The following is an 11,854-nucleotide window of genomic DNA, read 5'->3' as shown; positions in this document are numbered from 1 at the left end:
GGCTCAGGCCCCAGAACACCGTCTCCCCCGCGCCGGCGCTCTGGTGCCGAACCAGCACACCGAACAGCGCGCCGACGACCACCGAGATCACCATGTGCACCGCGAACCCGGCAACCGCGGACTCGACCCGGATCAGTCCGGCCACGGTGGGCAACGTGCCCAGCGCGGCCATGGCCGCGCCGAACACCGACCCGCCGGCCACGCCGGCGACGGCTCCGCGGCCCGCGGCGGCCCAGAAGTCCTTCATCGCACCGGTTCCTGTTCCTTGTCGTCCAATGTGGACCGAGTGAGCGAAGGTTCGGTGAGCACGACGTCCCTCGGGAAGAACAGGTCCAGGATCCAGTCCAGCACGACCCGAACCTTCTTCTCCAACCCGGGCAGCTTGAGCAGGTAGACACCCCGCCACAGCAGCCAGGCGAACAACCCGCTGTACGGGCGGCCACGGAACTCCGCGGCGCCCTTCTGGTGGCCGAGCGAGACCAGCAGTCCGATGGTGCGGAACCTGAACGGCTTGAGCTCCCGCCTGCCGTTCAGCGTGGCGACGATGTTGTCCCCGGCCACCTTTCCCTGGCGCAGCGCGTGTTGGGCCGTCGGCGGGTGGAACTCGCCGGGCGCGAGCACGTCGGGCACGGACGCGCAGTCGCCGAGCGCCCACATGTTTGTCAGCCCGTGCACGCGAAGCGTCGGCTCGCAGGACACGGCGCCACGGTCCTGCGGCACCGGCAGGGTCGCGATCAGCGGGTTGGGTTGGTTGCCCGCCGTCCACACCAGAGTGCGGGTGCCGAGTCGCCGCCCGTTGTTCAGCATCACGGAGTCCGCCGTGGCCGCGGTCAGCCTGGCGGACAGGATGAACTCGATCCCCCGCTTGCGCAGCTCGGCGAGTGAGTGGTCGGCCAGACCGCGAGGCAGCTCGGGCAGGATGTGGTCCTGCGAGTGCACCAGCACGAACCGCAGCTGCCCCGGCTCGATGCGCGGGTAGTACCGCCGCACGTCGTGCACCATGTCGAACAGCTCCGCGATCAGCTCGGCACCGGCGAAGCCGCCGCCGACGACCACGAACGTGAGCTGCCGCTCCCGCTCCACCGGATCCGGCTCGACGTCGGCACGCTCCAGCATGCCGATGACGTGATTGCGCAGCCTGGTCGCGTCATCGAGGGTCTTCAACGCGAACCCGTGTTCGGCGACGCCGGGCAGCCCGCGGTAGTTCGCCGTCGCGCCGAGCGCGAGCACGAGCTGGTCGTAGCGCATGGCTTCCGGCGCCCCGGCAGCCACCCCGGCACCGCCCCCGGTACTGCCACGTCGCAGCCAGACCTGCCGGCGTGCCACGTCCACCGACTCCACCAGCGCCCGGTGGAACACGGTGCGCGGGCAGCACGCGCGCAGCGGTGCGCTGATGTGTCTCGCCTGCAGTGTGCCCGCGGCGACCCCGGCGAGCATCGGCGTGAACAGCAGATAGTTGCTGTCGCTGACCAACACGATCTCGACGTCGGTCCGCCTGGCCAGCCGGTGCTCCAGCCGGCGCGCCGTGGTCACCCCGGCGAAGCCGCCGCCGAGGATCACGATCCGATGTGCCGGTCCCGACCAGTCGTCCCGTATGGACGGTGGCCGGGACCGGATCAGGACGGCGAGCACGTAGTGCGTGCCCAACCCGGTCAGTGCCCCGAACAGCATCCGTCCGATCAGGTACGGGAAGGTGGCCTCGGCGTCCTCGATCGACCAGCTCACCGGCTGCCCGGTGAGCAGTGGCAGCAACGTCAGCGACTCGGCGACCCACACCAGCAGACCGACCAGCAGGCCCGAACCCGTGGCCGCCGCGTGACCACGCGGGCGGTAGCCGACCACGGCGCCGATGCCCACCCCGCCGAGCACCGACAGCACGACCGCGAACCAGATCCCCGGGTCGGACGGTCTGGTACCGATGAAACCCATGCCGGTCATGTCCTGCGTCACCTGGATGAGCTGCACGATCAACCCGGTGACCAGCCCCACCGAGCCTCCGGTGAGCAGACACATGACCTTCGAGACGTCCGGCATCGGCTGGGTCGGTGGAGTCACGACGCAGATTCCACCATTTGTCCATCGCGGAGCAGAACCGGATTCGGCTTACGGTGCGCTAACGAGCCGGCTCGGTTCTCATGATCCGATCAGCATGATCTTTCCGTCGGTGGCGAGCAATGCCCTACCGGGACCCGCCGGGTGGACCGAGCCGATCTCGTGTGTTCGGATCGATCCGGTCGTCCTGCCGGTCCGTCCATCGTGGGACGTGCGGTCGACCTCGTGACGGTCCCCGCCGAACCACACGTCGCACCGGTCCCCGTCCGGTGTGGACGTGACCGGGGTGTCGCCCACCGAGCCCGCGTACCTGCCGTTCGCGGCCGACCGTGGGTTCCGGCTCCGTCGACGAACTCCCACGTCCTGTCCGACACCGGCAGCGCCGCCAGCGATGGCAGCACCGGCGGTCCCTGCTCGTCGTCTCGCTGGTCGACGGCCGTGAACTGAGCACGCTGCCCGCCGACCGGGATGACCAGTTCACCGTGGCGGGCGACCGGCGGTGAGCACCACGCACACTGCGGCCCGAACCGAGCGGCGCAGCGTCGGCAACGCGACGAACACCAGCAGGCGCAGACCAAAGGCCTCGAGCACCAACCCCCATAGGTAGGCGGCGCGAACGGCGGCCAGCCAACCGCCCACCCCCAACCCGGCCCGCCGGCGACCAGCACGGCGGCGGGCACCGCCGCGATCCGCGTCCGGTGCGTCGAAGCGAAGATCACGACCACACACCAACGACCGGCTGGCTTTCACGATCGGTTCGCGGCCGGCGAGCACACCGTCGCACTCCGGCCGGACCGTCCGGCCGATCCACCAGCAGCCGGCCACCGAGACCGTGACCGTCGCGGGGAGCAGGACCAGCCCTCGGCAGAACCGGCCGACGACTCCACGGCGCCCGCGGAAGCGGAGGACCACGTCGGTTCGCAGCTGCCCGCCAACTGGCCGGACGACGACTTCCCGATCCTGCCCGGCGTGACCGTCACCCAGGCCGAGGACTCCGACGAGGTCGCCATCGTCCTCACCGGCAGGTCGCCCGACGACGTCGCCGCGTTCTACCGGTCGGCACTGCCCACCGCCGGCTACCAGATCACCGACGACGACACCGTCGGCGTGGGCGTGCAAGTGGTCGGCCTGAAGTTCACCGGCAACGGCTACGACGGCGAGCTCGCCGTCGCGACAACACCGTCGCGATCGGCCTCGAGGACAGCTGAGGCGCCGCTCGCGGGTGGTCCCCCGCGCTGGTGACCTGCTCGACCATCGGACTGTCCGTGTTGATAATGTGCCGCCCAGTCACCACCCGAACGAGCGGAGGGGGAGGGCAGTGCCCGCGCAGTTGGACCTGTCCCGGCGGCAGCTTCTCAAGGGCGGCTTGGCGGCGATCGGGCTCGGCGCGTTCGGCGGTCTGGCGACCGGTTGCGGCGCCGTCGGTCTGGACGACACGCTCGAGCGGATCAAGAAGGAGGGTGTCGTCCGCATCGGCCATGCCGGCGAGCGCCCGTTCGCCTACCGCGACGAGACGGCCGGCGACGGCGTCCTGGTGGGCGCGATGCCCGCGGTACACCGGGAGGTGTTCGCCCGGATCGGCGACATCGAGGTGGAGGGCGTCGAGACGCTGTTCCGGGACCTCGCGGACGGGCTCAACGCCGGCCGGTTCGACGTCATCGGAGCCGGCATGTTCGTCAACGCCCCGAGATGCGACCGGATCTCGTTCTCCGCTCCGGTCTACTGCGGTCGCTCGGCGCTGCTGGTCGCGGCGGGGAACCCCAAGAGCCTTACCGACTACGCCTCGGTGGCCGACGCCGAGGCGAGGCTCGCCGTGCTGGGCGGCGCCGTGGAACAGGACTACGCGCGGTCGGCCGGGATTCCCGACAGCCGCGTGGAGCTGGTGGGCGACCAGATCGCCGGGTTGCGGCAGGTGGCCGAGGGCGACGTCGACGCGTTCACCCTCACCAGCGTCTCGCTGCGCGCGCTCGTCGACGCCCTGCGCGACCAGCGGCCGGAGGTGCCCGGCGGGCAGGAGCCGGCCGAGCTCGTCCGGCAGATCGAGGTGCTGGACCCCTTCGCCCCGGTCGTCGACGGCGAGGAGGTCCTTGGCTGCGGCGCCGCCGGCTTCCGCAGGACCGACGGCACGCTGGTCACCGCGTTCAACGACGAGCTGAACGCGCTGCGCAGGGAGGGCCGGATCCTGGACCTGACCGAGCCGTTCGGCTTCACCGAGGCCGAGATGCCCGAGCCCGGCGTCACCACCGAGCAGTTGTGCCGGACCGGTGGGGTGCCCGGCGCCGAGATCGACCCGTTGCCGAGGTGAGGGAATGAAGCAGGACAAACTCGCCGTGCGCGGACGCTGGCGCGCGGGAATCGACATGCCGGTGACGGTCGTCGCGGCGGCGCTCGCGGTCGTGTTCCTGCTCGCCGGGCTCCTGTTCAGCGACCAGGTGCGGGTGGGCGGGCTGCACATCTACGCGTTCATCGCCGAATGGTTCGGCTGGGTGTTCGTGCTCGCCACGCTCGGCTTCGTGCTCTTCATCCTCTACCTCGCGTTCAGCCGCCTGGGCCGGGTCAAGCTCGGCGATCCGCACGACGAGCCCGAGTACCGGACGTTCTCCTGGGTCGCGATGATGTTCGCGCTGGGCGTCGGCATCGGGCTGATCTTCTACGGTGCCTACGAGCCGGTGCTGCTCTACGCCGAGCCGCCACCCGGCGGCCCCGCGCCGCGCACCGAGGAGGCCGCGGTGGTGGGGATGCAGTACTCCATCTTCCACTGGGCCCTGCATCCGTGGGCGTTCTTCGGCGTCGCCGGGCTGGCCTTCGCCTACACCACGCTGAACAAGCGGCGCAGCTCGCTGGTCAGCTCGACGCTGCGGCCGCTGCTCGGCCGGCACGCGGACAACGGTGTCGGCCGCGGCATCGACACCTGGGTCATCGTCACGACGCTGGTCGGCAACGCGGTGACCCTCGGGCTGGGCACGCTGCAGATCATCGCTGGGCTCGGGTTCGTCGCCGGCATCGACAGCTCCGCGCTGCTGCTGGTCATCGTGGTCGGCGTGCTCACCATCGCGTTCGTGTTCTCCGCGGTGGCCGGCGTGGAGAAGGGCATCAAGCGGCTCGCCGACTTCAACGTGCTGCTGGCCATCGCGCTGATGGTGTTCCTGTTGGTGCTCGGCCCGTTCCGGTTCATCCTGGACCTGCTGTCCGAGGCGCTCGGCGGCTACGTGTTCAACTTCCTGCCGATGTCGTTCGAGACGGGCGCGTTCGACGACGGCCCGTGGATGCAGAACTGGACGGTGTTCTTCTGGGCGTGGGGCATCTCCTGGGCGCCCTACGTCGGCAGCTTCCTGGCCAAGATCTCGCGCGGCCGCACCATCCGGGAGTACGTGCTCGGGGTGCTGATCGCGCCGAGCATCGCCACCGTGGTGTGGTTCTCCGTGCTCGGCGGGACCTCCCTGGACCTGCAGCTGTCCGGGGTCACCGACGTCGCGGCCGCCGCGGGCGAGAGCGCGCAGGCCGCGCTGTTCGAGGTGCTGCAGGCGTTCCCGCTGGCCACGGTGACCAGCCTGGCCGTGGTCGTGCTCGCCGCGGTGTTCTTCGTCAGCGGCGCCGACGCCGGCGCCATCGTGCTGGGCACGTTCTCGTCGAAGGGCGACCCGGAGCCGAAGAAGTGGCTGACCGTGAGCTGGGGTCTGCTGGTCGGTCTGGTCGCGCTGATGCTGCTCATCATCGGCGGGCTGGACGCGCTGCAGTGGGGCGCGATCGTGGTGGCCTCGCCGTTCGTGCTGGTGCTCCTCGCGATGTGCGTGGCTCTCGCGAAGGACATCCGCGGCGACGTGCGGGCGGGCGTGATCGAGCCGCCGCGCCGACGTCGGCATCGGGGCGGCCGCCGCGATGCCGACGCGGAGCCGGGTCGAGAGACCGTGAGCTCGTCTCCCGCGGCGCATCCGACATCCGAAGACGCTCCCACTCGCGCCCCAGACCGTGATCGCTCATGATTCCTTGAACCGTCGCGGTACGCCCTCGCCGATGGACTCCCGCGGCGTGCTCGGGTCGTGGCGGACCTCCTGCCGCGGCTGATCAAGCAGTTCCCGCACGACGCGGCCGGACATCCCGGCCCTCAGCGGCCGAGGCGCCGCCCTGCGCGGGTGCCGGCCGAGAACGCGGCCATTCCGGTGGGGTTCGCGGTGGGCGCCGGGGAGTTCGGCTTCGCTGGTCGCGCGCGCCTGGTGGGTCGTGGTGTGGTGCCGGGTGGCCGGCCGCGGCGGGCCGGGCGTGCGTCCGGCGTCGCCTTCGCGGCCGGGGTCACGTAGGTGCGCTCCCCCGGGGCGATCTGGGCGAGAAGAGGATGACCGGGTCGCAGCCGGGTGACGGTGGGGGTGATGCCGGCCTTGCGGGTGAGGTCGCGGACGTCGGCGACCTGCGCGTCGGTCATCAGGGTGACCACGGTGCCGGACGCTCCCGCCCGCGCGGTGCGGCCCGATCGATGCAGGTAGGCCTTGTGCTCGGTCGGCGGGTCGGCATGGATCACCAGCGTGATGTCGTCGACGTGGATGCCGCGGGCGGCGATGTCCGTGGCCACCAGGGTGGGCGCGCTGCCGTCGGCGAAGGCGAGCAGGTTGCGGGAGCGCGCCGGCTGACCGAGGTTGCCGTGCAGCTCGACCGCGGGCACACCTTCCGCGACGAGTTGGCTGGTCAGCTTCCGGGCGCCCCGCTTCGTCCGGGTGAACACCAGAGTCCGGCCGGGCGCGGCGGTCAGGTCGACCAGCACCGGGAGCCGAGCGGCCGGAGGTACGTGCAGCACGTGGTGGGCCATGCTCGTCACCGGTGAGGACACCGGGTCGACGCGGTGCGTGACCGGATCGCGCAGAAATCGGCGGACCAGCACGTCGACACCGGCGTCGAGCGTGGCCGAGAAGAGCAGCCGCTGGCCGCGGCGCGGGGTCTGGTCGAGCAGCTTGGTGACGGCCGGAAGAAAGCCGAGATCGGCCATGTGGTCGGCCTCGTCGAGGACGGTGATCTCGACGGCGTCGAGGCGGGCGTGACCGGCGTCGATGTGGTCGGCGAGGCGCCCGGGGCAGGCGATGAGCACGTCGATCCCCGCCCGGAGACCGGAGATCTGCGGGCCGGGGCGCACACCGCCGTAGACGGTCAGGGTGCGCAGCGACATGGCCTTGGCGAGCGGCGCCATCGTGGCCTCGATCTGGCCGGCGAGCTCACGGGTGGGCGCCAGGATCAGCGCACGGGGCCGGCCGGGGCGCGGCCGGGCGCCGCCGGCCAGCCGGGCGAGCACGGGGAGCGCGAACGCGTAGGTCTTGCCCGACCCGGTCCGGCCGCGGCCGAGCACGTCGCGACCGGCCAGCGAGTCCGGCAATGTCGCCGCCTGGATGGGGAACGGGCTGAAGACGCCCTGGGCCGCGAGCGCCGCCGTAAGCGCGGCGGGCACGCCCAGCTGGGTGAAGGTCCGGCCGTCGGGCCGTGTGCTCTCGATTGGGGAAGGAAGAGTCGTGCGGGGGCGGCGAGCCGCCATGTGGTACTCCGAAACGTCGATGGGTCGTCCTGCCCGGCGCAGACCGTCGATGGCCGCGGCGCGTGGTGGTCGACAAGAAAACGCGGCCCGAGGCAGAACTGAGCGGGCCGTCAACGCCAGCGTACACGGCCCGGTTACGGACCTACGACCGCGTGGACCCGCGGCATTGCCGTCAGGCGCCGTTCAGGTTGGAAGCGCACACTGGACGCATCATGACGACGTCGACCTCGGCCCCGGTCGCTCCGCCCGGCTCCCCGTGGCGACGTCGGCGGGTGCTGGCGACGGCAGCCGCGTTGTTGCTGCTCGCGGCGGCCACGGCGATGGTCAACCTGCTGTTGCCGGGCTGGTCCTATCCGCTGTGCGGCGTGGTCGTCGCGGCCGCGTTGATCGAGCTGGCCCGCTGGTCCGGGCTGCGTTTCCACGCCATCGGGTTGGACCGGCGGCACCTGCGGCGAGCCGGGGTGTTCGGGTTGGCCGGGCTGGGTGCGATCGGGCTGGTCTTCGGCGTGGCCGTCGCGGTGCCGTCGCTGCGGGACCTGTTCGACGACGGCCGCCTCGGCACGCTCGGTGTCGGCACCTTGCTGTGGGTGACGCTGGTCCGCATCCCACTGGGCACCGTGCTTCTCGAGGAGGTCGCCTTCCGTGGCGTGCTCCCCGCGCTGTTCGGTGCCGGTGACCGGTGGCGGTGGCGGCCCGTGCTCGCCGCTGCCCTCCTGTTTGGACTGTGGCACGCGCTCCCCTCCTTGGCACTGAGGGAGAACGCCGCCATCGACACCGTGTTCGGCGGTGTCCCGATCATCGTGGTGTCGTTGGTCGCGATGCTCGGCGCCACCGTGGCCGGCGTGGCGCTGTACTGGTGGCGACACACCGGGCGCGGACTCCTCGCGCCGATGCTGGTTCACCTCGCCACCAACTCGGGCGGTGTGCTCGTGGCGTGGTGGCTGCTCATGTACGCCTGAACCGCCGGGACGACGCACCTGCCGGCGGGTACACTGCGGCCGTTGGGTTCACCCCTGTTCGGCAGCCCGTCGACGCAGTCCCCAGCAGTTGAGCCCGGCCAACTTTCCGGCCGGGGACGGGACCACGATCTTCGCCGGGTCATCGCCCGCCGTCGTCCCACGCACGTAGGAGCACACATGCCACAGGGGACCGTCAAATGGTTCAACGCCACCAAGGGCTTCGGCTTCATCTCGCCCGCCGACGGCGGTAAGGACCTCTTCGTGCACAAGTCCGAGATTCAGAACTACGACGACCACGGCCTGGCCGACGACCAGCGCGTCGAGTTCGAGGTCGCCGAGGGCCGCAAGGGCTTGCAGGCCACCGCCGTACGCACCGTCTGACGTCCGCGTCCGGGCTGCCGACTCAGCCCGGACCGCGAAGGCGTGGCGTGGTCACGTGGCCCGCGCCGGCCTCGAGGGCGGCGACGTGGTCACGTGCCCACTGAAGCAGCCCGGCGACGTCGATGTCGTGCGGCGGTTGGCCCTGGTAGGGCTCGATGTGGTCGGCACCGCGCCTGAGCAGGGCGACCGCCCCGGTCCTGTTGCCGCGGGCGGCGTGGGTGGCGCCCACCGCCAGCTGGGCCATCCCCTTCCACAGCGCGCGCTGCGGCTCCGGGCAGTTCTTCCAGGCGTCCTCCAGCACTTCGTGGGCATGGAACGGCATGCCGTCGTCGAGCAGCCGCTGGGCTTCGGCGAGAGTCTGGTCCGGTGACCGCAGGACCCCTTCGGGATGGCGCGCGACGCCGGCCGCGCCGCGCGGCAGCGGGCGGCCCAGCCCGTCGCGCGGGCGAGCGTTGCGCGCGCGGCCCACCTCGTCACGGTCGCGATCGATCGGCCCCGCGCTGCCGTCCGTACCCACTAGCCCAGCCTCCCATCGTCCACGGGCCTCCGTCACGCGCGTCGGCTACTTGTTGGGGCGGCGTCGTTTGTCGCGCGCGTAGAGGATGCCGGGTTTGCCGTCGCCGGCGCTGCGACGGTCCAGCTCGAACAGCGTGGTGGCCGCGATGAGGTCACTCAGTTTGGCGTATCCGTAGTTGCGGGAGTCGAAGTCGGGCTGCTGGTTCGTGACGATGTGACCGACGGACGCGAGCGCGGCCCAGCCGTCGTCGTCGGAGGCCGCCTCGACGGCGTTGCGCAGCAGGTTCACCAGTGCGGAATCGCGCTTGAGTTGCGCGGCGGAGGTGGCCGCCTTCGACCTCGGTGGCGCGTCCGCCGCCGCGCTGGGGCTCTCGGGGTAGGTGAGGTTCTCGACGTAGACGAACTTGTCGCAGGCGGCGACGAAGGGCTTGGGCGTCTTGCGTTCGCCGAACCCGTACACGGTCAGGCCGGACTCGCGCAGGCGTGCGGCCAGGCGGGTGAAGTCGCTGTCGCTGGAGACGATGCAGAACCCGTCGAAACGTTCCGAATACAGCAGGTCCATCGCGTCGATGACCATCGCCGCGTCAGTGGCGTTCTTGCCGCTGGTGTAGGCGAACTGCTGGACCGGCTGGATCGACTGGGCGAGCAGCTGGTCCTTCCAGCCGCGCAGGCCCGTGCCCGTCCAGTCACCATAGGCGCGCTTGACGTGCGCGGTGCCGTACTTGGCGACCTCGGCCAACAAGCCCTCGGTGATCGACGGCTGCGCGTTGTCCGCGTCGATGAGCACCGCCAGCCTGGCGACGTTCTCGCTGACCATTCGGCGGCTCCCTCGTGCTTGGAAACGCTGGCCGGGTCAGCCAGGCGTACCGGCTCGTTGAGTCATCTCCTACGAGCCGGCTCCCAGCATCTCATTCCAACCGCGAGAGCCCTGTCCTGGTGGCGATACGCGACCGAACTGTCCGACTTGGACAGCTCTAGGCGGTGCGCAGGGCGAGCGCTGCGAGCAGATCCCTGGCCCGCTCGGCGCTGCGTGGCTGGCACAGCACGTCGTAGCGGCGCGCGACCATTTGGCTGTGCGACACGAAGTCGCGTTGTCCGCGTGTCGAGGCATACCGGACGGCGGCCGAGGCCAGGCCGAACCCCACGCCGGAGACCAGCCCGATCACGATCGGCAGCACGCCGCCACCGGTGGTGAACAGGCTCAGCAGCAGGCCGACGAACAGGCCGAGCCAGGCGCCCGACACCGCTCCGGCGGTCAGCACGCGCTTCCAGGTCAGGCGGGCGTCGATCCGCTCGACGAGCATCGGCTCGACGCCGACGATCGTGACTCCCTGAACCGGGAACTCGCTGTCAGCCAGGTGGTCGACAGCTTGTTGAGCGTCCTTGTACGTGTCGTAGGAGCCGACCGGCCATCCGTCCGGCAACGTCGGTAACCGGGTCGTGGCTGAAGCCGGGGCTCGTGCGAATGGTGTCGTCATGTCTTCTCGCTCTCCGAATTAATGCAGTTGGTTGTCGGTACCCCACGTCAACTCCTTGCGGAAGTATTGCCGAATGGCATAGCGGACGACAAAGAACCCAACGAGGAGTGTGATCAGCAGCGCATGCACAATTCGACGACCGACGGACCGGGTGAGGCCGGCGCAGATGTGTGTCCGCGGAACCTGCGCGTCCCGGCGGAGAGACCTCCGTGCCCTGTCGGTCACCTGGCTTTCTTGTCCGGCTCGCCGTGTCCGGCGCCACCGTCGGTCTCCCAGCGCTCCACGGACTCGTCGGGGAGCTGACTTGTCGACCGCCTCGGTTCGGTCGTGGCGGCGGGCGTGAGCAGCCGATCGATGCCGTCGACGTTGTCCCGACGGGACGCGGTCATCAGTGTCTGGTGCGCGGCGACCCGGTCGGTTGCCGGCGGCAGGACCAACAGAGTCAGGCGAGAGCTGTTCGGTCCGATCACGTCCACGGTGTGCGGGTGCTGGGCACGGAAGCCGCCCAGTCGCACCTGCCGGCCGCCGATGTCCAGGCGGCGCGGAGCGGCGTCCCAGTTGGGGAGGTTGTAGCTCACCCGCAGGATCGGACCCAGTCGAACTGCCAGCACCGCAAGCAGCACCGGCAGTTCGGTGGACAGGTCTCGGGAACGAGGCCACCACGCTCCGTCGACGTATCCCGTGGCGGGCGCCTTCGGCTTCAGCTTCAACCGAAGTGTCTGCCGAGGCGGCTCAGTGACCATCGTGGCCGGTGGGGTGTCGACGCGAACGTGCGGGCTCGACATAATGCCGATACTCCCATCCCCAGCCGTAGACACGGCCGGTCTGGGCAAAATACGTCGACGATGACGCGGGCTTGACCACTCACGTACGAAATACCTTCGACAATCTCAATGCTACACCGCCATGGAAACGACCGGTCGATGCCGATGCCGAATATTCCTGAGAATCGC

At 70.5% G+C, this 11,854-nt stretch carries 12 protein-coding genes and 1 pseudogene; 5 read left to right on the top strand and 8 right to left on the bottom strand.

Translation table 11 applies throughout. The features are described from left to right. From ACRDTB_RS03960 to ACRDTB_RS03950, 3 genes and pseudogenes are all read right to left on the bottom strand, one after another. Positions 1-247: pseudogene (locus ACRDTB_RS03960) on the bottom strand (hypothetical protein); the annotation flags it as partial. Next, positions 244-2,055 carry an NAD(P)/FAD-dependent oxidoreductase gene (locus tag ACRDTB_RS03955; protein ID WP_431428531.1) on the bottom strand — a complete coding sequence of 604 codons (1,812 nt, stop codon included), beginning with the start codon at positions 2,053-2,055 and terminating at the stop codon, positions 244-246. The gene ACRDTB_RS03955 and the pseudogene ACRDTB_RS03960, both read right to left, overlap by 4 nt. 474 nt (positions 2,056-2,529) lie before the next feature. Next, complete coding sequence (locus tag ACRDTB_RS03950) at positions 2,530-2,964, bottom strand: hypothetical protein (RefSeq protein ID WP_431428530.1); 435 nt, start codon at positions 2,962-2,964, stop codon at positions 2,530-2,532. Positions 2,965-3,021: 57 nt separating this feature from the next. On the opposite strand from ACRDTB_RS03950, the gene ACRDTB_RS03945 reads away from it, so the two are divergent. The 3 genes from ACRDTB_RS03945 to ACRDTB_RS03935 all read left to right on the top strand — a co-directional run bounded on the left by ACRDTB_RS03945 (position 3,022) and on the right by ACRDTB_RS03935 (position 6,035). Further along, a complete protein-coding gene (locus tag ACRDTB_RS03945) occupies positions 3,022-3,294 on the top strand; it encodes a hypothetical protein (protein WP_431428529.1) in 273 nt (90 codons plus the stop codon). 76 nt (positions 3,295-3,370) lie between these two features. Next, complete coding sequence (locus tag ACRDTB_RS03940) at positions 3,371-4,357, top strand: transporter substrate-binding domain-containing protein (RefSeq protein ID WP_431428528.1); 987 nt, start codon at positions 3,371-3,373, stop codon at positions 4,355-4,357. 4 nt (positions 4,358-4,361) lie between these two features. Then, a complete protein-coding gene (locus ACRDTB_RS03935) occupies positions 4,362-6,035 on the top strand; it encodes a BCCT family transporter (protein WP_431428527.1) in 1,674 nt (557 codons plus the stop codon). 122 nt (positions 6,036-6,157) lie between these two features. On the opposite strand, the gene ACRDTB_RS03930 is transcribed toward ACRDTB_RS03935, so the two are convergent. Next, complete coding sequence (locus ACRDTB_RS03930) at positions 6,158-7,483, bottom strand: DEAD/DEAH box helicase (RefSeq protein WP_431428526.1); 1,326 nt, start codon at positions 7,481-7,483, stop codon at positions 6,158-6,160. Positions 7,484-7,779: 296 nt separating this feature from the next. Here ACRDTB_RS03930 and ACRDTB_RS03925 point away from each other — a divergent pair, with 296 nt between their 5' ends. Together ACRDTB_RS03925 and ACRDTB_RS03920 are read left to right on the top strand one after the other, a co-directional pair. After that, positions 7,780-8,526: a CPBP family intramembrane glutamic endopeptidase gene (locus ACRDTB_RS03925; protein WP_431428525.1), complete on the top strand. Its 747-nt coding sequence runs from the start codon at positions 7,780-7,782 to the stop codon at positions 8,524-8,526. 177 nt (positions 8,527-8,703) lie between these two features. After that, positions 8,704-8,907: a cold-shock protein gene (locus ACRDTB_RS03920; RefSeq protein ID WP_431428524.1), complete on the top strand. Its 204-nt coding sequence runs from the start codon at positions 8,704-8,706 to the stop codon at positions 8,905-8,907. A 22-nt stretch (positions 8,908-8,929) separates the two neighbouring features. On the opposite strand, the gene ACRDTB_RS03915 is transcribed toward ACRDTB_RS03920, so the two are convergent. The 4 genes from ACRDTB_RS03915 to ACRDTB_RS03900 form a co-directional block, all read right to left on the bottom strand. Beyond that, on the bottom strand, positions 8,930-9,424 hold the full coding sequence (locus ACRDTB_RS03915) for a DUF309 domain-containing protein (RefSeq protein WP_431428523.1): 495 nt from the start codon (positions 9,422-9,424) through the stop codon (positions 8,930-8,932). Between the two features lie 45 nt (positions 9,425-9,469). Continuing rightward, positions 9,470-10,240: an NYN domain-containing protein gene (locus ACRDTB_RS03910; RefSeq protein ID WP_431428521.1), complete on the bottom strand. Its 771-nt coding sequence runs from the start codon at positions 10,238-10,240 to the stop codon at positions 9,470-9,472. 157 nt (positions 10,241-10,397) lie between these two features. Further along, positions 10,398-10,901 (bottom strand): general stress protein, encoded by a 504-nt coding sequence (locus ACRDTB_RS03905; RefSeq protein WP_431428520.1) that lies wholly within the window; start codon positions 10,899-10,901, stop codon positions 10,398-10,400. 221 nt (positions 10,902-11,122) lie between these two features. Continuing rightward, the gene (locus tag ACRDTB_RS03900; RefSeq protein ID WP_431428519.1) at positions 11,123-11,611 is read right to left on the bottom strand and encodes a DUF5994 family protein; all 489 of its coding nucleotides are present in this window, start codon (positions 11,609-11,611) and stop codon (positions 11,123-11,125) included. Positions 11,612-11,854 lie beyond the last annotated feature (243 nt).

Origin of the sequence: Actinophytocola sp. (assembly GCF_050699935.1) — a bacterium.
GTDB lineage: Bacteria > Actinomycetota > Actinomycetes > Mycobacteriales > Pseudonocardiaceae > Actinophytocola.
Note: the sequence above shows the minus strand (reverse complement) of the source record. Positions and strands in the feature narration are given on the sequence as shown.